The organism is Streptomyces sp. NPDC104309 (genome assembly GCF_055584025.1).
Genome location: NZ_JBVJMV010000006.1, coordinates 1 through 22,155 on the forward strand (window position 1 = coordinate 1; position 22,155 = coordinate 22,155).

Here is a 22,155-nt window from a genome sequence, read left to right on the forward strand (position 1 = left end):
CTGGCCGACGGGCTGCCGATGGGAAGGGGACTGCCTGGCCCCCTGGGCTCACGCACTCGCCGTTTGACTCTCCAGCTCATGGGATGTCTGTCAAGTCATTGTGTGCAGGTTGCGGGCCGCCGTTACTGGTGGCCTCTGGAGGGGACAGCCCGGCGTGTGACCACGACCGGTGGTTGGCGAGTCGGGCTGCGGCCTACTACTGCCGTACGAATGGAGCGAGGCAGGTGTCACTTTTCGAGATATGCGACACCTGATCTTGGTGGTTGACACCACCCTGAGAAACGCCGAAGCCGTACCGGATTTCGGCTGTGCCCGTTCCCGCGGCCCGCATGGCGCTAGCGTTGGGTCCCATGATCGTATGGCTCAACGGCACCCACGGCGCAGGCAAGACGACGACCAGTGCACTCGTGCAGGCACTCCTCCCTGATTCACGGGTGTTCGACGCCGAGAAGGTCGGTGAGACACTCATGGACATCACGCCGGGGCTGCCCTGGACGGGCAACTTCCAGGACTGGCCGCCGTGGCGGCCGCTCGTGGTCGAGACCGCCCGCCGCGTACTCGACTACACCGGCGGCACCCTGGTGATGCCCATGACTGTTCTGGTCGAGCAGTACTGGCGCGAGATCAGCACGGGGCTCGCCCAACATGCCATTCCGGTAAGGCACTTCGTCCTCCACGCTGACCAGGACACCCTCCGCGGGCGCATCGCGGGCGACACTGTTCTTGGCCCCAACTCCCCGTTCCGTCTCAAATACCTCGAGCCCTACGCCGAGGCGGCCCGCACGTGGCTACACGACGAGGCCGAGGTCGTCGACACCACGCACCTCACGCCCGCCCAGGCCGCCCTGCAGATCGCAGAGGCCGTCAAGAGCTGAGGTCCGCCCGCGACGCGAAAACACGCTCGGACTCCAGGCAGGCACCGACCTGGCGCACTGAGCCGACCGACGTGTAGAAGGTCCGATCGCGCTTCGATCGCGACAGAGCACGGGCCGCCTGGCCGTGGCAGTGGCGTCCCGACCGAAGCGGCCGCAACGGCGCCTCGAACGTCAACATGGCGCCGGCCTCCTGCCGCCGCAGACCCGAGCTCGGCGTTGGCCCGACAAACGAGGTGTTCCGCAGCTCGGTCCGGCCGTCCCAGCCGGGTAGCGGCGCCCTGTCGCGGCCCAGACCCCGCAGGCCCAGGTCCTGCCACAACCCCCACGTCCGTGGAGTCAGCCACGACACCCGCGAACTCCGGGCACTCACCACCCGGTCTCGGTGTCGCCCCACATTCACCGACAGCGGAGTAACCCCCGCCCACCAGTAGAGCTGCATGGGTGAAGGTCGGTCCGTCCCCATTTCCCGGAGTCGGGATCGGGCCCGGACCGGAGCATGGATCTGAGGGCTTCGTCACGGTCGTGCTGGTCGAGGGCAAGGATCTGGTCCGCGGAGTGGGGAACAGCCGCTGAGGCGATGGCCGACGCCGGTGGCCGATCCCAGGTGTGCTGCCGGCGCTCACCAGGGAGGGCGTCGATCTCGCGACGGTGCATGGTCAGGTGATGCTCGACGGCCTTCGCGAACGGTGCGGGATTGAACTCCCTGGCCAGCGGCCAGGTGGCGAGGATGATCGCGGACAGGATCCGCAGGTCGCTGAAGTACTCGCGAGCCGCTTGCAGGACTACTGGCGCCGTCGAGAAGGGCGCCGATGCGGTCCTGCAGGTGCAGCAGGGCCGGCGAGGCGGCCGGCAGCCGGAGGCTTGGAGGAGGAGTGTCCAGGCGGGCGCCGCAGACGAGAGCGAGCACGTCCTGGTCCTCGACGGGATTGCGGCACTGAGCGGGTGGGGGCTGTTCCGCGGCCGGTTTGCCGGGCCGGCAGTCCGGGTGGTGCATGAGCCGCCGGATGGGGCGGCGTTCCACCTCACCTGCGGCATCCCTGAGCACCACGGCGCCGGCCTGCGGCTGAACGTCCTCAACCGTCCGCTCGACACCGTTGAGCCGGATCCCGGCTCCCGGGGCCGATGCCGGCATCCCGGCCGGCATCAGACCGCCCGCCCGGCGCCCGCCCAGACCAGCGTCGCACCGCTCAGCGGCTGGGCCGGCTCGATCGCCCGTCCTTGCCAGATCAGGTGAAAGGCGTGGGCGCGGGCCACCACCGGCAGCCGCGTGGCCTGCACCAGCTCGCCGAAGGCCACCGGGGCATCGGCGGCAATGGCAAGAAGCTCGTCCTGGACCCCGAGCGGTCATCGACAGGCCGGCGCTGGGCCGACAAGGCGTCCCGCACCGACCACACGTGCGGCCGCCGACCAGTCACCACCGCACAACGCCAACCACACGTCATCGCCGGCTCGTTGGACGCGGCGAACTTCAGCTCGCCTCGCCGATCCGCAGCCGTGGCCTCACGTCCAGTAGCCACCGGCCACCGTCAGCCATCACCGCCAGGAAGTCGGGAGTGTGCTCTGCCCGCCTCTCGGCATGCTCGAAGCTCAGCCGGAACGGCTGCGGCAGCACCTCCCTCACGCGCAGGAAGTCCGGTGCGAGCAAAAGGCGTTGCTCCTCCAGCGGTGCGAGCAAAAGGCGTTGCTCCTCCAGCGACTCGAACCCGTGGTGCCGACCCGTGGAGACCACGAACTGCAGCCCCGGCCGGTGCCGCTGCCTGGTCCAAACAGTGGTGGGGTCGTGGGGCTCTCCGATCGCATCGAAACGGATATGCCCGCACAGGCAGCCGCCTGTGGACACGACTGGTGTGGGGTCGTCGGCCATGGGCGTTTCCTCGCCGTCGCAGAGTTGTCGGGGGGGCACGCATCGTCGCGCCGCAGGGGGGCAGGCGTGCGTGCGGGGCGCAGGGCGGATGGGGGCGCCGCGGTGAGCGGCAGCCTGGCACGCCGACTCGGCAGTGGGGGTACGGCCGCACGGAATCGGCCATTGCCGCCACCATGACCCCGCGCGGCGCGCACCGTCGCCGCGCAGTTGCTGCCCAGGACAGCCGGGTTTTCAGGTTGGCCGGAATCTCTCCGAGGAAGCGGCCGAACGGGCGACCATCCCTCGAACGAGGGCGTTTCAAAGGACCCGCCCCAACGGCTCCTGGCATCAGCCAAGACATTCGTACAAACGTCCCGCATTCCCCCCGCCGTCACCCGTTACGGCGAGCAATGAGCCGCGTTTCTAGAGCACCCGTGCCATTCGACGACCTACTGGAGGACACAATGGATCCTGTACCCACCCACGCGCATCAGCCCCTCGGATTCGAACGGCGGCGGCCCCTCCCCGCTCTTCCCACCCCCGTAGTGCAGCAGGTTGACACCGTCGCCAGCCGCTCAGGACGACCGGATACGGGGTGGGCGGCATGAACGAGCCCACCGATGCATCAGCCGACAGCGTCCCGGGGCCGCGCACCACCCCGCCGCCGCCCGCGACGGTGAATTCCGGACCGACGAACGGACCGGGCGTCCCGCCCGAAACCATGCCGGGCGCCACCGGGGAGGCGACCGCTCCCGGGCCGCAGATGCGGTACGTGGACGTGACCGGCAGCCGTGAAGCGGCCGGCCGCTCGATCCGGATGAGCGACATGGCCAGGCGCCTCCCGCAGTTGGTGCGCCGGTCGCTGGCTCTCGCCTGGCGGGTCGACCGAGCGGCGACCGTCGGCCTTCTGCTGTGCCAGGCGGCAGCCGGCGTGATGCAGGCCGTGGGCCTGGTCGCGATCAGCGGCACCCTGACCGCGCTGCTGACCAGCGGGGACGTCTACCACCGGCTCCTGCAGGCGTGGCCGTCCGTGGCCCTGCTGGCCGGCGCATCCGGCGTGCGATCACTTCTGGGGATCACCGTCAACTGGCTCTCCTCCCGGCTGGGTCCGCTGATGTCGCGCGAAGCCGAGCAGATGCTGCTCATCGGCTGCGCGGAGGCGGAGCTGTGCGCCTACGACGAACCCGACTTCAACCGCGACCGCGAGGCCGCCGACCGCGGAGCGCAGGTCACCGGAGACCTGATCAACGAAGGTCAGGACCTGATCGCCTCGGCGGCCTCCTTCCTCGCCGGGGCTGTCGTGCTGGCCGGGGTGCACTGGGTACTTCTTCCACTCCTGGTGGCGGCCAGCCTCCCGCAGGCACTGGCCCAGGTCAGCGCCGCACGGGTGCGCTACCTGGCGAACCTTCGCAGCAATGGTGACAACCGGATGCTGTCGGTGCTGCGTTGGCACATTTACACCAAGGACGCCGCCGACCAGATCCGCGCAGGCACCATGGCCGCCTTTCTCTCCGGCCGGTACCGGCAGACGGTCGCCCGGATCAACCACGAGGACAGGGCCGCAGCCGACAAGGGGGCGCGCATGTCCCTGGTCGGCGCGCTGTGCGGAGGCGTGGGGTCGGCGGTCGTGTGGGCGGCGGTCGTGTGGCTTCTGGCAACCAGCCGCATCAGCGTCGGGCACGCCGGGACGGCCGTTTTCGCCTTGCAGACAGTCGGGCAGTCGGTACGGGGACTCGTGGCCGCCGGGGCGCGAGCCGTGCGCACGGGGCTGTACATGGACGACTGGAGCGGTTTCCTGGACAAGGCCGGCGGGTTCCGGATGCGCCGGGGCGCGCGCCGGCCCGAGCCGCCGAAGAAGATCGAAATCAAGTCGGTCTCTCACCGCTACGCGGGCAAGGACCAGAACGCTCTGTCCGACGTCTCGCTGACACTGCGCAGGGGTGAGGTCACCGCCCTGGTCGGTTTCAACGGCTCGGGCAAGTCGACGCTGTCGAAGCTGGTCGGCGGCCTGTACCTGCCCACTGACGGGCAGGTGCTGTGGGACGGCACCCCCACCGGCGACGCTGACCCGCAGGCGCTGTGGCAGCAGGTGGCCCTGGTGCCACAGGACTACGCGCACTGGCCCCTGACGGTGCGCGAGAACGTGACCCTGGGGCAGCCCACGGCGCGCGGCGACGCGGCGGTACGTGAGGCGTGCGAGGCCGCCGGCGCCGACGAGGTCGTTGACAAGCTCGGTGCCGGGCTGGACACGCTCCTCGCTCGCGAGTGGCTCAACGGGGAGGAATTGAGCGGCGGCCAGTGGCAGCGCATCGCCCTGGCAAGGGCGTTCTTTCGCGAGGCCGGACTGCTGGTTCTCGACGAGCCGACCGCGAACCTCGATCCCCGCGCCGAGTACCGGATCTTCCAGCGGCTGCGAGAACTGGCCCGGGAGCGGGTGGTGCTGCTCGTGACCCACCGCATCACCAACGTCGCCGTGGCCGACCGGATCGTGGTCCTCGACGAGGGCCGGATCGTGCAGGAGGGCACCTACCAAGAACTCGCCGGGCAAGAGGGCTTGTTCCAGCAGCTGCTGTCCTACCAGGTCACGTCCGGGCCGGACGGCGAGAAGCACGGGACCCGCACATGAGCCGCCCCGATGCCACTTCAGATGCCCCAGCCGCCGTGGGCGCGCCCACGGCGCCGTACTTCTTCGGCCGTCCCTCCGCCCTCCCGAGGCGATGACGTGCCGCCCACCCGCTCCCGCATCCGTGCGACCGCCGAGGCGTATCCGGCTCGGCGTCCGCATGAGCGGGATGTCGCTCGTCAGGACGCCGCACGACGGGACCCCACCGGCGGCATGGTGTGCAGCAGTTCCAGTCGGTGCTGAACGGCTTCCACCGCCCCGGCGCGCCGGCCAGGTACATGGCGGCGCAATGAGGCCAGGGGCGGGCCGAGTTCCCGGGCCCGCTGCGGGTCGCGAAGTTCCTGCCACTGGTGGTGGGCGCGGTCTACGGCGCCTTCTACCGCGGGGTCGTCCGGGGCCTGCTGCCGGGCGAGGCGGGCGTTGGCGGCAGCCATCCACACCTCGCAGCTGCGTGCCGGATCGCCGGCCAGGCGGGCGAGGTCGGCCCGGACCTCCAGCCAGTGGATCGCCTGCACGGAGCCCGCGCCGTAGGTACGCAGAGCCCATCCCTCCCACGTGGCTGCGAGCGTCGCGGCCTCGCCGTGCCGCCCGGCGTGGGCGGTGGCAAAGATCGCAGGCAGTGGATCCTCTTCGGCCACCTCGGTGTTTTCCGGAATCGGGGCAGGTGCCGTCGGATCGGGTGCAGGTTTCTGGTGTGGCAGGTTCGGTACCTGGACAATCGACGCTGCAGGAGAGGGGGCGGCTGTGTCGTCGACGGCGAGGAACAGCGCGTCGTCGGGGCCGGTCTGGGCGGCGACCTGTTGGTGGAGCTGGGCGAGCGGCGGTTTGATGCCGCTGCGCCAGGTGGTGGCGAGGGCCTTCAGGTAGACCGGTTCTACGATCCGGTGGCGGGGCGGCGGCGGGGCGATCCGGCCGAATACGCGGATCCCATAGCCGAGGACGAGACTCTCGGTACGGAGCTGCTGCCAGGCGTCCGGGGAAGCGACCAGATCGATGACGACGGTGGTGGTGCCCGGTCGGCGCAGCTTGAGTTCGCTGGCCAGCCAGTGCCAGGGCAATGCGGTGTAGCGCAGGGTGGTCGACGTGGTCCGGGCGAGTGCGAGGTGGATCAGGCGCTGTTTACGGTCGAGGTGGAGTTGTCCGGTGATGTAGAGGGAGAGTGGGCCTGGTTCGACGGCTGCGGCGCGGATGCGGGTGAGGACGGTCTGCGGGTGGGTCGGGTCGGCGAGTTCAACGATGGTGGCTGCCGTCGTGCTGGTCAGGGTGCTGGGCGGAACCGCCGCGAGCGTGGGCAGGACGCTGGTTGCGTCGATGAGACAGCCCTTGCCCGCCGGAGCTGCCGCGATCAACACCGCGGTACCGGATGCCGTGTCCTCCCTGTTGATCATCACAACTGCACCGTAGCGGCTGCCCGGCTTGTGCATGTAACCGGCGGCCAACTCCCGTCCGATGAGCAGGGCGTAGACCTACCCGGCAGGCGTTCGACCCCGGCGCGCGAGGAACGCCTGCCTCCCTTTCTGCTCGGGGAACGGCGCTCCGGGCTCCCTGAACACGGACGACCGTATCCGTGCCGTCCCCGGTACGGGATGCCACCGAGTACGACGCGATCGTTGCAGATGTGCCGATGATCCGGGTGCTGGGCGTTGTTGCGTCTGGTCGGGTGGTTCGAAGATACTGCCGGACCGGCGACGCTGAAGGTCCTTTGCTCGGATGGGCAGGATTCCTCTTGCGGCAAACGGAGTTCTTGTGTCGCGCAAGCGAGGCATCGCATGGAACTCATCGTCCAGACCGGGCTTGCTGCAGCAGTGGCGGTCGGAGCCGTCGCAGCGGCTGTCGCGCCCGCCTCCGCCGCTGTCAGTACCGAGAACGCCCGCGTGGTGGCCAGTACGCACGTAGTCGCGGCGGACCCGAAGGCGATCAGGCCGGCCGCGAACAACCAGGCCCGGAGCACCCTGGCCGACGCCGGGAGCCAGACGGGCGCAAAGTCCGCGGGCATCGCCCGCCAGGAGATCCCACCCGCGACCAGGTAGCGGATCCCATCGATCATCTGGCGGTGGCAGCATCCTTCGGGCTGCTCGCCCCTGCCCTGAAGGCAGGCAGGCACCGGCAGCAACGGCCGCACGGTCGCCCACACCGTGTCCGTCATGTCCGACGGATACTGGCGAACCCGGTCCAGGTGATGGGCCGCATTCTCGTACACGTGCGCGAGACAATCGCACGACACGGCAGCCGAGTTGAAGTCAACGGGCGCGGGCGCGTACAACCAGGACAACATGGCCTCCCGGCGTTGCTCGGTTCGGATTCGCATCCCCGAGCTACCAAGCGGCCCTGCCTTCATGCGCGCACAGCCGCAAGATCACCCGATCAGGCACCCTGTTCGACCCTCATGTCCCGTGATCGGTTGAGATACGGCTTCTCAGCTTGTTCTCCATCCTCCGGCCTCGAATGGTGTCTGGAACTGAGTCGCTCACCGGGGGATTCGCCTGGGGACCGCAGCCCGCCCGGCTGCGGCTTGCCTGCCGCGGCGCCGACCGTTCCGTCGCACGTCGTTCTCTTCTGTCAAACGGGCGGCAGGTCGAGCTCGGTGCGGGTTTCACCGATGAGGCGGTGTGAGCCGAGAACGACGATCAGGCCGCCGGGACCGGCGAGTTCGGTGGCCGAGCGCAGTGCCGAGGGGGTGCTGTCGGTGGTCAGGCATGGGCCTCTGCCCGCGGACGTGAGTTGGTCGCGCAGGGCGGTGGGCGCGGCGGCCTGGTGCCAGTTGGTGCGGGTGAGGATCAGCGGCCAGTGGGCGGGCAGCGGGGCGAGCATCCCGGAAATGTCTTTGCCCTGTGTTGCGGAGAAGACCAGCGCGGGCGGCGGACCTGTGCGGCCGTGGATGCGGGCGAGGCGCAGGATTTCCGGGGCGACCGTGGTGACGCCTTGCGGGTTGGTGGCTCCGTCGAGAAGGACACGACCGGTCCAGCCGTCCAGCCCGGCGTCGGTGATGAGTTCGAGGCGGCCGGGCCATCGGGTGGCGGCCAGTCGTGCGCGCAGCGGTTCGCTCTCCGGCTCGCGGATGTGGCCGCGTTCGACCATCGCGTCCACCGCGGCGATGGCGACGGCGAGGTTGTGGTGCTGGTGTACGCCGGGCAGTGGGCAGGGGAGGTCGCGGTGCACCGCGTGCGGAGTGGTGACGTCGACCAGGGTGGTCGGGGCGCGGTCGCCGGCGCCGCCGACGGTGCGCGCGGCGTAGTGGATTTCGTGGTCCATGCGCCACACGGACGTTCCGGCGCGCTCCTTGAGGACCTGCTCCGCAGCGGTGGCCGCTTCAGGGCCGAGCCGCCCCAGGACAACGTGGTCCCCGTCCTGCGCGGCCGAGATCTTGGCCCGGGTGATCTCCGCGAGGGAGCCTCCGAGCAGTCTGGTGTGGTCGAGACCGATGCCCGTGACGACCTTCACGTCCATGCCGAGTTCCCTGGCGGCGGCCCTGCTGCCGCCGATGCTCGCTTCGGCCACCGCCAGGCGCGCTCCGGCCCGCCGGAAGTGGACGGCGGCCGTGGTCGCGAAGATGCCCTGGGCCAGGACGGGCAGTCCGTGCCGTTCGACGGCCCGCCACACCTCGGTGAATGCCGCGGTGTACTCGGCGCGCGTGACGGGAACGCCGTCGATCCGGATCCGCTCCCTCGGCTCCTGCAGATGCGGGCTGGGCATGCTGCCCACCCGAGCGCCGGTGCAGGCCACCGCTGACACCGCGAACGCGCAGGTCGATCCCTTGCCGTTCGTCCCGACCACCAGCATCCCGCGCAGGTCACGCTCCGGTCGCCCCAGCGCCTCCAGCAGCTTGGCGACGTTCGCCTGCCGTACCCGCCGCGGTAACCGCTGTGGGTTCTCGTGCATTTTCTCAAGGATGTTCACGCAGTCCTGATAATCCACCCCACGATGATGCCTCGGCGGACACCACTCAGGTGCGCCGGTGCTCAACCTTCACGCTCCCGTGTCAGGGCACGTTGTCGAAGCCTGTGCTGCCGTGCACGGCTTCCTTCGTCGTCCGCCGGGAACTCGCCGTCGTCCACGGCTTGATGGCCGGGCCGCGCAGGCGTGCAACGGGACATCGGGGGCTGTGGCCGCCACCGCGCCCACGGCATGTGAGGGGTTCGCGTGGCGGCAGGCCGACCGCCGCTCTCGGCCATGAGGAGTGCCGCACCGATGTGTGCGACGAGTCAGGCGCCCCGCCGCTGGAGTTGAGCGGTGCAATCGAGTGGGGCCGCGTCCGGGCCGGACGTCCGGGCGCGGGCACGGCTGCCTGCGGACGGAACGACCGGCCCGGGACGCGTGGTTACTGCGCGGACGTGGTCGGGGACTGCGCCGCCGGCTGCCGGATCAGCAGCGAAGCGAGCAGGGCGAGCAACGTGACGCCCACAGCCAGGCCGAGCGCCGTGCGGTAGCCGCCGAGCGTGCCCGCGCCTGCCAGCGGGCCGACCAGGGCGATGCCGACCGAGGCGCCGATGCCGAAGCAGGCGCCGTTCAGACCGGGCAGCGCGCCGGGGCTCTCCTTGGGGGAGAGCACGACACCGAGGCCGTTGAGCATCGTCAGCGTCAGCCCGTTGTAGAAGACGCCGAGCGCGCAGCAGACCGCGAGCACGATCCAGCGGTCCCCGGCGAACATCGCGGCCACGGCGAGCGCCAGCGCCGAGGCGAGCAGTCCCGTACGCAGCATGGGCAGCCAGCCCTTGCGTGGCGCCAGCCAGCCGGCGACCGGGGCCGCGAGCAGCCCGATCGCCGCCGGGGGCGTGAGGAACAGCAAGGCGGCGAGCGTCGCCGACATACCGAACCCGACCTGCTCGTCCTGGCTCAGCAGCACGACCGTGAAGTTCATGGCGGCGAAGACGCCGATGAGGGTCAGCAGCGTCGTGGCCATCAGCGGCCACACCTGGCGGGAGCGCAGATCACGCACCGCGATCAGCGGGGTGCTTCCGCGCTTCTCGATCTGCCAGAAGGAGACGAACAGTGCCGCGCCGGCCACGGTGAGAACAGGCGGCCACAGGGAACCCCAGCCGTGCGCGGCGCCCTGGCTGATCGCCTGGTTGACGCAGACGATCGCGGCGGACAACGAGGCCGCGCCCCACCAGTCCATCCGCCCGGCGTCCTTCGCGGGCGGAGTCTCCGGCACGGCGCGCGCCACGCAGACCAGCGCGAACAGGCCGGTGACGAGGATCGTGCCGAAGATCCACCGGAAGCCGAGCCGGTCGGAGACGAAACCGCCGAGGAAGCCGTCCACACCGCCGACCCCGCCGTTGAGGGCGGTGATCACGCCGAGCGCGGTGCCGAAACGCTTCGGGGACATCGAGTCGCGCAGCAGCAGGTAGGTCAGCTGGAACGTGGCCCCCGACGCCCCTTGCAACACCCGCCCGGCGATGAGGAGTTCCACGTTCGGAGCGAGCATCGTCAGCACGGTGCCGACGCACATCACGAAGAGTGAGGCGAGCAGGATCACGCGCCGGCCGAGATGGTCGCTCAGCCGGGACAGCACGACGCCCGCGACACCGCCGACCAGGAAGAAGAGATTCTGCGAGAGCGCGACCGTACTCGGCGCGGCATCGAGCTCGCGTGCGATCTCCGGCAGCGCGGGCGTCACCATCGACGCGTTCAGCTGGAAGGCGACGACGCCGGCGATCAGCGCGGGCAGCACGAAGCGGTGCGTACGGATCCCGGTCGCGGCGCCCTGCAGCGGGACGCGGCTCATGCGGTGGTACCCCGACTCGTACGGATCCGCTCGACGAGCTGTTCGGGGAAGCGGCCGTCGGTCGCCAGGACGACCCGGGCGTTGGCGTCGGCCTGTTCGGGGTACGACAAGTACATCCCGCGGGTGTCGGCGACGAGGGCCCCGCGCGCCGGACCGTCGCCGGTCTCGACGCCGACGTGCAGCCGGGGAGCGAGCAGCGGGGTGACATGGCCGGCGGCTATCGCGGCGGCCAGCGGATCGTGGCAGGCCGAGCCCCGGAAGGGCAGCGCGACCTCCTCGTGGAAGTCGAAGTAGACGTCGAGCACCTGGGCGGCGAAGACGCTCGCCGGGGAACCGTGGGCGAGGAGGTCCCGCTGGGTGGTGGTGGTGAGGTTCTCCCGCATGGTGACGTCGAGCGGGACGATCGTCAGGTCCCAGCCCGCGTCCAGGACGAGCGCGGCGGCCTCCGGGTCGTTGCCGATGTTCGCCTCGGCGAGCGGCGTGATGTTGCCGGGGTGGTGGACGGCGCCGCCCATCACGGTGACATGGCGGATCAGTTCGGGCAGCCGGGGCTCGCGGCGCAGCGCGAGGGCGAGATTGGTGAGCGGTGCCGTGGCGAGCAGCGACAACTCCCCCTCCGCCTGCCGGGCGGTCTCGATGATCAGATCGACGGCGTCCTCGCTCACCACGGAGGCGGACGGGGCGGGCAGCCGGACGTTGCCGATCCCGTTGTCGCCGTGCACATGGGTGGCGTAGTCGGGCAACGAGCCGCGCAGGGTCCGGTCCGCTCCCACTGCCACGGGGATGTCCGTACGGCCCACCAGTTCGAGGACCTGGAGTGTGTTGACCGCGGCCTGCCGGGCGTCGGTGTTGCCGCCGACGGTGGTGACCGCCCGCAGATCGACATCGGGGGAAAGCGCGAGATAGAGGAGCGCGAGGGCGTCGTCGACGCCGGTGTCGCAGTCCATCAGCAGGGGTTGGCTTGTCGTCATGTCACATCGTCCTTGAGGTGCTCGGGTGGTTCTGTGCCGGGAAGCGGTACGCAGGAGTGGTACGGGAGACGGGGCTCGGGCAGCGGGCGCCGCGCCTCGCCTCCCCCGGCTCTGGCGGGATGGTTCAGCGGGCTTCGGCCGTCTCCTCGAAGCTCCGTCCCTGGGCGCCGCGCCAGGTCGTCGCGCGGGCACCCGCTGTGACGGCCGCCCGCAGGGCGTCGGCCGAGGAGTCCCCGGCGGCGAGCCGGGCGGCGAGGGTGCCGGCGAAGCAGTCGCCGGCCCCGGTGGTGTCGACGGCGTCCACCGTCGGCGGCACGGCCTCGTGCCCGCCCCAGCGGGCGCCCCGGGCGCCGAGGGTCACGCACACCGACCGGGCGCCCTCGCCGAGTGCCTCGCACTCGTGCTCGTTGACGACCACGGGGTCGGCCGACCGCAGCAGCTCCGGGGGCACCGCGGCGGCGGGTGAGGCGTTGAGTACGACCCGTACACCGGCCTGGTCGGCGAGCCGGGCAGCTCGTACGACGGCGGGCAGCGGGGTCTCCAACTGGAGCAGGAGCACTTGGGCCCCTTCCAGGGCTTCGGCGGCCTGGTCGACGTCGGCCTCGGTGACGGCCCCGTTGGCGCCGGGAATCACCACGATCGTGTTCTCGCCGAAGTCGTCGACGGCTATGTGGGCCCGCCCCGTGGGTTCGCCCGGGGTGGGGGCCACGCCTCCGGTGTCGACGCCATCGGCAGCCAGCACCGCGAGGTAGCGGCGGCCTCCGTCGTCGTGGCCGATCCGGCCGAGCATCCTCACCCGCGCCCCGGCGCGTGCCGCGGCCACCGCCTGGTTGGCGCCCTTGCCGCCGGGCAGCGCGGTCAGGCCGCGGCCGAGCACGGTCTCACCGGAGCCGGGATGCCGGGCCACGCGGGTCACCAGGTCGATGTTGAGTGACCCGAGCACCACAACAGTGGGCCGCTGGTCGTGCATTGTCAGACCTTTCACAAAGGAAGAACGAGCCATTTCTGATGATTCAGGCAGCAGAGATGATGGCCAGAATTCAAGTTGTCTTACATCTCGGCCGTTGACTGGAGGGACAGTAACTCCACAGAAGGCCTGCGACAAGGGGGGAAGGTCGAGCAGGCGGCGCGGCGAGTATGCTCAACGGAGTCGAAAGACGTCCGACAACTGGGTGGGACGCCGGCCGAGGAGAGGGGAATCGGGGTGGCTCAGGGCCGTACGCGACGCCGTCAGCCGAGGGTCGAGCTCTATGAGCGGATCGTCGCCGCGATCCATGACGGCACCTATCCGCCCGGCACGAAACTCCCCTCCGAACCGGTCCTCGCCTCAGAGCTGGGGGTCGGGCGCCCCGCCCTGCGAGAGGTGCTCATCCTGCTTCAGGAGGACGGGGTCATTACCCGCAAGCACGGCGTCGGAAGCCGGGTGAACCAGCCCCCCACCACCCGCGGGATCGAACGGCTGGCCCCTGTCGAAGCGCTGCTCGGACCCGGGACCGCGGTCTGCCGCCGACTCGCCGCCGAACTCGACGAGCCGACCGACTTCTCCGGTTTCCACCTTCGCCTCCCACCCACCAGCCGCGCCTGGTTCTGGGAGACCCTGATCGAAATCGACGGCGTACCCGCCGGCTTCGCCCACGAATGGGCGGCCGACGCGTCGACGCTCGCCGAACTCGCCCCCGATTTCCTCGACTCGATCGACGAGCCGGCCCCACGGACGCCGTCCACCAGCATGCTCGCGCTCCTGCTCGCCACCGCCGACGACCTGACGCTCGGAGCCAAGAGCACCCTGGGCGCGACGATCCTCGGCAAGGAGCGGGGCAAGGCCATGGACCGACCGCCGGAGACCCCCGCGATCCTGATCACCCAGGTCGTGACCGCGGACGCCCGCCCGGTCCTTGCCGCGAAGTACCTGCTCCCCGCCGGCGCCCCACTGATCCACCTGACTCAGCGTCACTGACGGGTCTGTCGGCGACCGGTACGCTCCCCCCATGGGACTGGACATCAGCGTGCTGATCGCCGACTGGTCATGGCTGGGCGAGGTTCCTCCCCGCGAGCGGCTGGCCCGGCTGAGGGATGCCTGGTACGCCGATGAGACGGGGCTGTGGTGCGGCGAAGAGTCCGCCACAGAGGGCGAATGGGAGCGGCCGAAAGGACCCGACGGCGCGTTCTTCGACAGCTACGAGTTCCGTGGCACCTGCGGCTCGTTCAAGGCGCACTTCTGGGCCGGGCACCGCTGGGAACAGTTCCGCCAGCATGCCGATCCGGAGGTCCGGACCGGGCTGGACGCCTTGCTGTGCGGGCTGATCTGGGACGGGCCGGACGGTGAGGCACCGCACACGGACGCGGGCTTCTTCACCGACGATCCCGCCCTCTTCTACGGCGTGCTGCTCGCGCGATCGCCCGACAGCGTGCGGGAGCTGGCCGCGACCTGGGAGCGGGTACGACCCCGGCTCGGCGGGCTGTGCGGGCTCTTCGCCGAGTACGCGGCCGTACCCGGTGCGCGGATCGGGCACTTCGAGGAGTTCACCGACCTCCTGGAGGACTGGGGTCGCGTTCTGACCGAGGCCACCCGGCGGGGCTGGGGCGTCGTGGGGCTGAGCGAGTAGCGCGGAGCCGGGCGCCTCGCACGGCGGTGGCGGTCCCACGGCGTCTGCCGCGTACGCGGAGCGGTGGCGGTCCCACGGCGTATGCCGCGTACGCGTCGCCACAGCCATGTCCACGTCCGCCGCGCCGTAGCGCGCGTACGCGGGAAGCAGGGGCACGCATCGGCCACGCCCGGCGGTCCGGGCTCCGGACGACCGGACCGCGGGAATGCGTCCATGCGGGATGATCCCCTCATGGAGAGAGTTGTCGATCTCGACGAGGCGGCTGCCGTTCCGGTCGAGCGGGTGGCGGGCCGGCGATCGGCCGGCCTCGACGTGGGCGAGGTGACCTGGAGGGACGCAGCGGCGTCACGGCCTCAGCCACTGGAGATCGACAGGGACCGGGTGCACGACCCCCGGATCGTTCAGGGGGTCGCCGCGGACACGACGTAGACGACCGGGTTCATCGGATCGGTCATGTTCACGGTGATGTCCTGGGTGGGGCGCGGGCGCTCGTTGGTGTGCGTGGTGCTCGCCCACTCGACGCCGGGCCCGAAGCTCCAGCCCGAGATCTTCTGGTCGCGGGCGCTGATGCCGACCTTTCCGGCCTCCAGGGCGGCGCGGCCGCTGCCCATTCGGCTCAGGAACCGGTCGAGCCCGGCGGACGTGGTGCGGAACTCCACGTACAGCCGGCTGGCCTTCCAGTTGTTGGTCTCGTAGTACTGCACGTCCAGGGAGTTGCCGGGCATCGGCAGCTCGAAGATCCGGCGCTGCAACCGGGACGGCCAGCCCTCGCGCAGTCCCTGCACGGAGGCCTCGGCCTCCTTGTTCTGGCCGGAGCGGCGGCTCTGTCCGGCGGAGATCAGCAGATAGCCGGCCGGGATGCCGATGAGCAGCACGATGATGGTCGCCGTGATCAGACGGCGGCGGATCATCCGGCGCCGGTCCTGCGGCCGCTTGTCGTCGTCGGGCGGCGAGGACGGGCGCGGCAGGACGGGGTGCTCGGCTGCGGTCATGTCTCTGGGGATCCCTAGGAGGTGCGAGTGTTGCGCGTGTTTCGGATGGTGCTGGCGGCCTGGTCGTAGATCTGGGCGTACCGCTCGTACCGCTCGACGCGGCGACGGTTGGCACGGCGGAATCTGCGGGCCACCAGCCGGGCCAGGTCGGCGGCGCCGACCATACCTGCCTCCGGGCCCAGCTGGGCCTTCGCGATCCGGGCCTCGGGGCGGTAGCCGCGACCGGTGAGGTGGCGTTTGAAGGCGTCCCTGGCGGGACCGATCAGCAGGTCGTCGGCGGCGCTGACGCCGCCTCCGATGACGAAACAGGAGGGGTCGAGCGCGGCGGCGAGGTTGGCGATGCCGACACCGAGCCACTGGCCGATGTCCTGGAGGAGCTCGATGCACATCGCGTCGCCCTCACGGGCCAGTTCGGTGATGAGCGGCCCGGTGATGTCGGGAATGTTCCCCTTGACCCGCTCGATGATGCCGTGGGCCACCGGGGAATCGGCCGCGGCCAGTTCCTTGGCCTCGCGGACGAGCGCGTTGCCGGAGCTGTACTGCTCCCAGCAGCCGCGGTTCCCGCACGGACAGCGATGCCCTCCGGGAACCACCTGCATGTGACCGAACTCACCGGCGACGCCGTACTTGCCGCGCTTGACCTGACCGTCCTCCAGGATCGCGCCGCCGATGCCGGTACCGAGTGTGATCATGACGAGGTGGTCCTCGCCGCGGCCGGCTCCGAAGCGCCACTCCGCCCAGGCGGCGGTGTTGGCGTCGTTGTCGACCATGACGGGGACGACGAGGCGGGAGGCGAGGGCGTCGCGCAGCGGTTCGTCGCGCCAGGCGAGGTGCGGGGCGAACAGCACCTTGGAGCGGTCCGCGTCGACCCAGCCCGCCGCCCCGATGCCGACGGCGTGCACATCGTGCCGGTCGGAGAGGTCCAGCACCAGTTCGACGATGGTGTCCTCGACGACCTTGGGGCTCTTGGACTTGTCCGGCGTCTCGGTGCGCAACTGCTCCAGGATGTTGCCGTCGGCGTCGACGACGCCGGCCATCACCTTCGTGCCCCCGATGTCGATGCCGACGGTGGGTACCCGTGGCGCCGTGAGGTGCGAGCGCCGCTCCCGGGTGCCCACGGTCCGCAGGACGGTGGCGCGGGCGGAGCCGCGGTGTGTGAAGTCGCGGTACGTGCTCATCGTCCCTGCGGGGTCTGGAGGGCCGGAGGCGGTGCTCCCGGCGGCGGACGGCGCCCGTCGGACTCGATTCTGCCACTGCTGGGGCGCCGCGGCGGGCGGACCTGTGGGGGGAGCGTGGGTATCGGTCCGGGCTACCGCAGGTCGTCGCTGCCGCGGTGACCGCCGAGACGGGTCGGCCCCGGGGCCCGTTCCAGCTCGTGGCTGAGCTCCTCCAGCTCGCTGCCGCCCGCCATTTGCCGGGTCAGCTCGTCCAGGGTGATGTTCGCCCTGGTGTGGCTGCCGGACATGGCGCCCCGCTTGAGGAGGACGAAACGGTCGCCGACGAGAAACGCGTGGTGCGGGTTGTGCGTGATGAGGACCACGCCGAGACCCGCGTCGCGGGCGGCCGCGACGTACTTGAGGACGACCCCGGACTGCTTGACGCCGAGCGCGGCGGTGGGCTCGTCCAGGACGAGGACCTTGGCGCCGAAGTAGACGGCCCGCGCGATGGCGACGCACTGGCGCTCGCCGCCGGAGAGCGTGCCGATCGGCTGGTCGACGTCGCGCAGGTCGATACCCATGCGCAGCAGCTCGGAACGGGTCGTCTCACGCATCAGCCGCACGTCGAGCCGTTTGAACGGGCCCGCACCGGTGGTCGGCTCGGAGCCGAGGAAGAAGTTGCGCCAGACCGGCATCAGGGGGACGACGGCCAGATCCTGGTAGACCGTGGCGATGCCGCGGTCGAGGGCGTCGCGCGGGTTGGCGAGGGTGGTCTCCTCGCCGTCGATGAGAAAGGTTCCGGCATCGTGCCGGTGCAGCCCCGCGATGATCTTGATCAGGGTGGACTTGCCGGCTCCGTTGTCACCCAGCACGCAGGAGATCTCCCCCGCGTGGACCTCCAGCGAGACGTCCTGGAGTGCCTTGATGTTGCCGTAGAACTTGCTGACGCGGTCCAGCTCGACGAGCGCCCGCCGGGGCGTCTCCTGGTCGGCCGGTGCCTGGGGGGCCGTCACTTCGTCGCCTCCGCGCGCTTGCGTACCCATGCGTTGAGCAGGGTGGCCAGGAGCAGCATGGCTCCGAGGAAGAACTTGAACCAGTCCGGGTTCCACTCCGCGTACACGATGCCCTTGCTGGTCATGCCGAAGATGAAGGCACCGACCGCGGAGCCGATCGCGGAGCCGTAGCCGCCGGTGATCAGACAGCCGCCGATGACGGCCGCGATGATGTAGATCAGTTCGTTGCCGACGCCCTCGCCGGACTGCACCACGTCGTACGAGAACAGCAGATGCTGCCCCGAGACCCAGGCGGCGAAGGCGACCCCGAAGTAGAGCCCGATCTTGGTACGGATCACCGGGACGCCGACCGCGCGGGCCGCGTCGGCCTCGCCGCCGACCGCGAAGATCCAGTTGCCGAAACGGGTGCGGAGCAGGATCCAGGTGGCGATCGCGACGAGCACCGCCCACCACAGGATGGTGACCTTGAACTCGACGCCGCCGATGGTCCACTGCGAGGCGAAGACCTGACGGGCCGAGTCGAAACCCTCCATGTCGCCGATGGTCTTGGTCGACACGGTCCCGCTGATCAGCTTGGTGAAGCCCAGATTGAGGCCGGTCAGCATCAGGAACGTACCGAGCGTGATGATGAAGCTCGGCAGTTTGGTCCGGGTCAGCATGAAGCCGTTGAAGGCCCCGATGGCCAGTGTGACCAGCAGCGACACGAAGACGCCGACCCAGACGTTGGCCGTCATCTGGTAGCTGAACATCGACGAGATCAGCGCGGAGCTGGTGACCAGCACACCGGCGGAGAGGTCGAACTCGCCGCCGATCATCAGCAGCGCCACCGGCGCGGCCATGATTCCGATGGTGGAGGCCGCGTAGAGCACCGTGCCGAGGCTGGAGGCGCGCAGGAAGCTGTCGGCGACGATCGAGAAGAAGATGAAGACGGCCGCGGCGCCGACCACCGAGCCCAGCTCGGGGCGGCCGAGCAGCTTGCGCAGCGGCGAGGTGCGCAGCAGCCGCTCGTCGGCCGCGACCGGGACGGATGGACCGGTCACCGTGCTCATCGGGTGCCCCGCTTCGTGTACTCGGCGAGTTCGGCGGCGTCCTTCGAGGTGATGATCTGCGGGCCGGTGAGAACCGGCCGGCCGCCGCCGAGCACATTGCCGTTGTAGCGGTAGAGCCAGAGCAGGTCCACGGCCTCGTACCCCTGGAGGTAGGGCTGCTGGTCGACCGCGAAGCCGAGAGTCTTGTCCTGGAGGGCGGTGGCGACCTTGGCGTTCAGGTCGAAGGTGTCGATCTCGGCCTTGCTGCCGGCGGTCTCCTTCGCCTTGACGGCGGCGTCCGCGAACGGCGCGCCGAGCGTGACGACCGCGTCGATGTTCTTGTCGGCCTGGAGCTTGGCCTCGATGGACGCCTGGACGTCGGGCATGTTGGTGCCTTCGACGTACAGGTTCTGCATCTGCCCGTCGAAGGTCTTCTTCGCCCCGGCGCAGCGCTGCTCGTGGCCGACGTTGCCCTGCTCGTGCAGGATGCACAGGGCCTTCTTGCGGCCCCGCGCGTTGAGCTCGTCGCCGACCGCCTCACCCGCGATGGACTCGTCCTGGCCGATATGGGTGAGCGCACCGAACCGCTTGGACTCCGCGGAGCCCGAGTTCACCGTGATCACCGGGATACCGGCCTTGGTGGCCTTGGCGACGACGTCCTTCATCGCGTCGGGCTTGGCGAGCGTGACGATCAGCCCGTCGACCTTCTGGTCGATGGCCGCCTGGACGAGCTGGGCCTGCTGCTGTGCCTCGTCGTTGTGCGAGTACAGGAACTTGATGTTGTCCTTGACGGCCGCCTGCTCGGCGCCCCGCTGGACGATGTCCCAGAACGTGTCGCCGTCGCCCGAGTGGGTGACCATGGCGAAGGTCCAGCGGGGCGTGTTCACCGCGGACCGGCCCTCGGCGGCAGCCCGCGCCGCGCGCTCCTCCGCACGCTTGCCGCCCGTGCTGCTGCATCCCGCGAGGGAAGCCCCGAGCACCACCGCAAGCACGGCGCCCATCGCACGTACCCCTGTCCGAACCCTTGCCACGACGCCATGCCCTTCTTGTGCTGCTCGCTGTGCTGCCTGATGGGACCGGGGACGGTTCACGCCCTGCCCGGTCGGCCAAGTATCCCCGAGCCGCCGACGGCTCCGCCCGGCAGGGCGGAGGTCGACGTTCCGGTTGGTGCCCCTCCGGACGGGCGGGGCCCGTTCCCCGTCTGCCCCGTTCCCCGTTCCCCGGGCGGGAGAACGCGATGCCCGCCCCGGCCGCCGTCTCTTTCACACCGCCGCGCACGATGTCCCGCGAGCCACCGCCCTCCCCCGGGTCCGTATCCGTCGCGGGTCCGGGTGACCCCCGTCACCGTACGAGCAACTGGAAGTCGAAGGAATAGCGCGAGGCCCGGTAGATGTGGGAACCGAACTCGACCGCGCGCCCGGTGTCGTCGAAGGTGGCGCGCTCCATCGTCAGCAGCGCGGCCCCCTCGGTCTCGGCGAGTGCGGCCGCCTCCTCCGCGGTGGCGAGCCGGGCGCCGACGGTCTGACGGGCGCTGTGCAGGGTGATGCCGGCGCCGCGCATCATCCGGTAGAGGCCGGTGGTCTCCAGCCGTTCGGTCTCCAGGCCGACGATCCCGAGGGGCAGGTGGTTGCGCAGGAGTGCCAGCGGCTCGTCGTGCGCGTACCGCAGTCGCTCGACGAGGTGCACGTCGGTGCCCTCGGCGACCCCGAGCGCGTCGGCGACCCCGGTACCGGCGGGCTCGACGGTGTTGCGCAGGACGCGGGTCGTGGGGTGCCCGCCCGCCGCCTCCAGGTCGTCGTACAGGCTGCTCAGTTCGAGGGGGCGCCGGACCCGGCTGTGCACGACCTGGGTGCCGACGCCTCGGCGACGGACCATCAGCCCCTTGTCGACCAGTGACTGAATGGCCTGGCGGACGGTGGGGCGGGACAGGCCGAGCCGGGCCGCGAGCTCGATCTCGTTGCCGAGGAGGCTGCCGGGGGCAAGCCGGCCCTGCTCGACGGCCGCTTCCAGCTGCTGGGCCAGCTGGTAGTACAGCGGAACCGGACTGGTGCGGTCCACACCGAGTTCGAGTGCGGCGGGGTCGGTGGTGGGTTTGGGCACGCGTGGAGGGTATCCCTCACGTCAGAACCTCCGATAGTCCGGTCGTCCTGTTGTCCGGACAGCATGAACACCGAACAAGCCTCGCCTTGTCAGGACATATGGTTGACAGCGCAGTCGGTGGGCGGCACGTTGGGTCCATGCGCATCGGACTCATCGGCACCGGCCGGATCGGTTCCTTCCACGCGGGCGTGCTGGCCCGCCATCCCGCGGTCGACACCCTGGTGGTGACGGACACCGACAGGGCACGGGCGGCCGAGGTCGCGGACCGCCTCGGCGCGCGGGCCGCGGACAGCGCCGCCGAGGTGTTCGGCGCGGGCGTGGACGCCGTGGTGATCGCCTCGGCCACCTCGGCGCACGCGGATCTGATCGGGCAGGCCGCACGCGCGGGGCTGCCCGCGTTCTGCGAGAAGCCGATCGCCCTGGACCTGCCGGGGACGCTGGGCGCGCTGCGCGAGGTCGACCGGGCGGGCAGCGTCCTCCAGCTGGGCTTCATGCGCCGATTCGACGCCGGATACGAGGCGGCCCGCACCGCGGTGCGGGCCGGGGCGCTGGGCAGGCTGCACACCGTCCGGGCCATGACCATGGACCCCGCACCGCCGCCCGCCTCCTATCTGCCGCTCTCCGGAGGGCTGTACCGGGACTGCCTGGTCCATGACTTCGACATGCTGCGGTGGGTGACGGGCCGCGAGGTGACCGAGGTGTACGCCACCGGGTCGGACGCCGGACCGGGGATGTTCCGGGCGGCCGGTGACGTCGACACGGCGGCGGCCCTGCTGACCCTCGACGACGGCACGCTGGCCACGGCGACGGCCACCCGCTGCAACGGTGCCGGATACGACGTGCGGATGGAGCTGGCGGGCGAGCTCGGCCAGCTCACGGTCGGCCTGGACGACCGCACTCCGGTCACCTCGGCGGAGCCTCGGGGCCCCGCCGCGCCGCGCCGCCCCTGGCCGGGCTTCCTGGAGCGCTTCGCTCCGGCGTACGCGGCGGAACTGGACGCGTTCGTACGGGTGGTGCGGGGCGAGCTGCCCAATCCGTGCGACGGCCGGGAGGCGTGGTACGCGCTGCTGATCGCGGAGGCGTGCGAGGTGTCCCGACGGGAGCGGCGCCCCGTGGCGATCGCCGAGATCGCCGAGGGGGCGGCCGCCCTGTCCGGGGCTCACGCCGCGGGGTGAATCCGGCCCCGCCCCGCCCCCCGGTGGCCGGGAGCGGGGCGGAGGCG

The 22,155-nt window shown here is 70.7% G+C and carries 20 protein-coding genes and 1 pseudogene; 7 read left to right on the forward strand and 14 right to left on the reverse strand.

All coding sequences use genetic code 11. The annotated features are described in order from the left end of the window. Nucleotides 1-350 precede the first annotated feature (350 nt). Nucleotides 351-875 carry a P-loop nucleotide/nucleoside kinase family protein gene (locus tag ACZ68L_RS10510; RefSeq protein ID WP_469575913.1) on the forward strand — a complete coding sequence of 175 codons (525 nt, stop codon included), beginning with the start codon at nt 351-353 and terminating at the stop codon, nt 873-875. Between the two features lie 1,143 nt (nt 876-2,018). On the opposite strand, the gene ACZ68L_RS10515 is transcribed toward ACZ68L_RS10510, so the two are convergent. Both ACZ68L_RS10515 and ACZ68L_RS10520 read right to left on the reverse strand, forming a co-directional pair. Next, nucleotides 2,019-2,171, reverse strand: a complete 153-nt coding sequence (locus ACZ68L_RS10515; protein WP_469575915.1) for a hypothetical protein — start codon at nt 2,169-2,171, stop codon at nt 2,019-2,021. Nucleotides 2,172-2,343: 172 nt separating this feature from the next. After that, entirely contained in the window at nt 2,344-2,739 is a 396-nt protein-coding gene (locus ACZ68L_RS10520) for a hypothetical protein (RefSeq protein ID WP_469575917.1), read from the reverse strand. 742 nt (nt 2,740-3,481) lie between these two features. On the opposite strand from ACZ68L_RS10520, the gene ACZ68L_RS10525 reads away from it, so the two are divergent. Beyond that, entirely contained in the window at nt 3,482-5,344 is a 1,863-nt protein-coding gene (locus ACZ68L_RS10525) for an ABC transporter ATP-binding protein (protein ID WP_469576400.1), read from the forward strand. Between the two features lie 176 nt (nt 5,345-5,520). On the opposite strand, the gene ACZ68L_RS10530 is transcribed toward ACZ68L_RS10525, so the two are convergent. Then, entirely contained in the window at nt 5,521-6,729 is a 1,209-nt protein-coding gene (locus tag ACZ68L_RS10530; protein WP_469576401.1) for a hypothetical protein, read from the reverse strand. 381 nt (nt 6,730-7,110) lie between these two features. On the opposite strand from ACZ68L_RS10530, the gene ACZ68L_RS10535 reads away from it, so the two are divergent. Further along, on the forward strand, nt 7,111-7,371 hold the full coding sequence (locus ACZ68L_RS10535; RefSeq protein WP_469576431.1) for a hypothetical protein: 261 nt from the start codon (nt 7,111-7,113) through the stop codon (nt 7,369-7,371). Between the two features lie 5 nt (nt 7,372-7,376). Here ACZ68L_RS10535 and ACZ68L_RS10540 read toward each other — a convergent pair. The 5 genes and pseudogenes from ACZ68L_RS10540 to ACZ68L_RS10560 all read right to left on the reverse strand — a co-directional run. Then, nucleotides 7,377-7,679 (reverse strand): annotated as a pseudogene (locus tag ACZ68L_RS10540) (transposase); the annotation flags it as partial. Nucleotides 7,680-7,900: 221 nt separating this feature from the next. Next, on the reverse strand, nt 7,901-9,220 hold the full coding sequence (locus ACZ68L_RS10545) for a bifunctional folylpolyglutamate synthase/dihydrofolate synthase (protein ID WP_469575919.1): 1,320 nt from the start codon (nt 9,218-9,220) through the stop codon (nt 7,901-7,903). 439 nt (nt 9,221-9,659) lie between these two features. After that, complete coding sequence (locus tag ACZ68L_RS10550) at nt 9,660-11,066, reverse strand: MFS transporter (protein ID WP_469575922.1); 1,407 nt, start codon at nt 11,064-11,066, stop codon at nt 9,660-9,662. Beyond that, nucleotides 11,063-12,037, reverse strand: a complete 975-nt coding sequence (locus ACZ68L_RS10555; RefSeq protein WP_469575924.1) for a nucleoside hydrolase — start codon at nt 12,035-12,037, stop codon at nt 11,063-11,065. The genes ACZ68L_RS10550 and ACZ68L_RS10555 overlap by 4 nt, the downstream gene beginning before the upstream one ends. 124 nt (nt 12,038-12,161) lie before the next feature. Beyond that, nucleotides 12,162-13,007: a ribokinase gene (locus tag ACZ68L_RS10560; RefSeq protein ID WP_469575926.1), complete on the reverse strand. Its 846-nt coding sequence runs from the start codon at nt 13,005-13,007 to the stop codon at nt 12,162-12,164. Nucleotides 13,008-13,241: 234 nt separating this feature from the next. Here ACZ68L_RS10560 and ACZ68L_RS10565 point away from each other — a divergent pair, with 234 nt between their 5' ends. From ACZ68L_RS10565 to ACZ68L_RS10575, 3 genes are all read left to right on the forward strand, one after another. Continuing rightward, nucleotides 13,242-13,994, forward strand: a complete 753-nt coding sequence (locus ACZ68L_RS10565; protein ID WP_469575927.1) for a GntR family transcriptional regulator — start codon at nt 13,242-13,244, stop codon at nt 13,992-13,994. A gap of 31 nt (nt 13,995-14,025) precedes the next feature. Beyond that, nucleotides 14,026-14,643, forward strand: a complete 618-nt coding sequence (locus ACZ68L_RS10570) for a hypothetical protein (protein ID WP_469575930.1) — start codon at nt 14,026-14,028, stop codon at nt 14,641-14,643. A 231-nt stretch (nt 14,644-14,874) separates the two neighbouring features. Continuing rightward, nucleotides 14,875-15,072, forward strand: coding sequence for a hypothetical protein (locus tag ACZ68L_RS10575; protein WP_469575931.1), 198 nt, complete (start codon nt 14,875-14,877; stop codon nt 15,070-15,072). Here the strand turns inward: ACZ68L_RS10575 and ACZ68L_RS10580 are convergent. The 6 genes from ACZ68L_RS10580 to ACZ68L_RS10605 form a co-directional block, all read right to left on the reverse strand. Then, nucleotides 15,045-15,635 carry a hypothetical protein gene (locus tag ACZ68L_RS10580; RefSeq protein WP_469575933.1) on the reverse strand — a complete coding sequence of 197 codons (591 nt, stop codon included), beginning with the start codon at nt 15,633-15,635 and terminating at the stop codon, nt 15,045-15,047. The two genes, ACZ68L_RS10575 and ACZ68L_RS10580, sit on opposite strands and share 28 nt — an antisense overlap. 14 nt (nt 15,636-15,649) lie before the next feature. Continuing rightward, the gene (locus ACZ68L_RS10585; protein WP_469575935.1) at nt 15,650-16,813 is read right to left on the reverse strand and encodes an ROK family glucokinase; all 1,164 of its coding nucleotides are present in this window, start codon (nt 16,811-16,813) and stop codon (nt 15,650-15,652) included. Nucleotides 16,814-16,944: 131 nt separating this feature from the next. After that, nucleotides 16,945-17,805 (reverse strand): ATP-binding cassette domain-containing protein, encoded by an 861-nt coding sequence (locus ACZ68L_RS10590; protein ID WP_469575937.1) that lies wholly within the window; start codon nt 17,803-17,805, stop codon nt 16,945-16,947. After that, on the reverse strand, nt 17,802-18,854 hold the full coding sequence (locus ACZ68L_RS10595; protein WP_469575938.1) for an ABC transporter permease: 1,053 nt from the start codon (nt 18,852-18,854) through the stop codon (nt 17,802-17,804). Before ACZ68L_RS10595 ends, ACZ68L_RS10590 begins: the two co-directional genes overlap by 4 nt. After that, nucleotides 18,851-19,864, reverse strand: coding sequence for a sugar ABC transporter substrate-binding protein (locus tag ACZ68L_RS10600; protein WP_469575940.1), 1,014 nt, complete (start codon nt 19,862-19,864; stop codon nt 18,851-18,853). The genes ACZ68L_RS10595 and ACZ68L_RS10600 overlap by 4 nt, the downstream gene beginning before the upstream one ends. A 310-nt stretch (nt 19,865-20,174) precedes the next feature. Next, a complete protein-coding gene (locus ACZ68L_RS10605) occupies nt 20,175-20,933 on the reverse strand; it encodes a GntR family transcriptional regulator (RefSeq protein WP_469575943.1) in 759 nt (252 codons plus the stop codon). Between the two features lie 137 nt (nt 20,934-21,070). Between ACZ68L_RS10605 and ACZ68L_RS10610 the strand changes: the two genes are divergently transcribed. Beyond that, nucleotides 21,071-22,108 (forward strand): Gfo/Idh/MocA family protein, encoded by a 1,038-nt coding sequence (locus tag ACZ68L_RS10610; RefSeq protein WP_469575944.1) that lies wholly within the window; start codon nt 21,071-21,073, stop codon nt 22,106-22,108. The last annotated feature ends 47 nt before the right edge of the window (nt 22,109-22,155 follow it).

Bases quoted from the DNA above. Each gene is read 5' to 3' on its own strand.
- ACZ68L_RS10510 (WP_469575913.1), top strand. From the start codon at position 351: ATGATCGTATGGCTCAACGGCACCCACGGCGCAGGCAAGACGACGACC.
- ACZ68L_RS10520 (WP_469575917.1), bottom strand. From the start codon at position 2,739: ATGGCCGACGACCCCACACCAGTCGTGTCCACAGGCGGCTGCCTGTGC.
- ACZ68L_RS10525 (WP_469576400.1), top strand. From the start codon at position 3,482: ATGCGGTACGTGGACGTGACCGGCAGCCGTGAAGCGGCCGGCCGCTCG.
- ACZ68L_RS10530 (WP_469576401.1), bottom strand. From the start codon at position 6,729: ATGATCAACAGGGAGGACACGGCATCCGGTACCGCGGTGTTGATCGCG.
- ACZ68L_RS10535 (WP_469576431.1), top strand. From the start codon at position 7,111: ATGGAACTCATCGTCCAGACCGGGCTTGCTGCAGCAGTGGCGGTCGGA.
- ACZ68L_RS10545 (WP_469575919.1), bottom strand. From the start codon at position 9,220: ATGCACGAGAACCCACAGCGGTTACCGCGGCGGGTACGGCAGGCGAAC.
- ACZ68L_RS10550 (WP_469575922.1), bottom strand. From the start codon at position 11,066: ATGAGCCGCGTCCCGCTGCAGGGCGCCGCGACCGGGATCCGTACGCAC.
- ACZ68L_RS10555 (WP_469575924.1), bottom strand. From the start codon at position 12,037: ATGACGACAAGCCAACCCCTGCTGATGGACTGCGACACCGGCGTCGAC.
- ACZ68L_RS10560 (WP_469575926.1), bottom strand. From the start codon at position 13,007: ATGCACGACCAGCGGCCCACTGTTGTGGTGCTCGGGTCACTCAACATC.
- ACZ68L_RS10570 (WP_469575930.1), top strand. From the start codon at position 14,026: ATGGGACTGGACATCAGCGTGCTGATCGCCGACTGGTCATGGCTGGGC.
- ACZ68L_RS10575 (WP_469575931.1), top strand. From the start codon at position 14,875: ATGGAGAGAGTTGTCGATCTCGACGAGGCGGCTGCCGTTCCGGTCGAG.
- ACZ68L_RS10580 (WP_469575933.1), bottom strand. From the start codon at position 15,635: ATGACCGCAGCCGAGCACCCCGTCCTGCCGCGCCCGTCCTCGCCGCCC.
- ACZ68L_RS10585 (WP_469575935.1), bottom strand. From the start codon at position 16,813: ATGAGCACGTACCGCGACTTCACACACCGCGGCTCCGCCCGCGCCACC.
- ACZ68L_RS10595 (WP_469575938.1), bottom strand. From the start codon at position 18,854: ATGAGCACGGTGACCGGTCCATCCGTCCCGGTCGCGGCCGACGAGCGG.
- ACZ68L_RS10610 (WP_469575944.1), top strand. From the start codon at position 21,071: ATGCGCATCGGACTCATCGGCACCGGCCGGATCGGTTCCTTCCACGCG.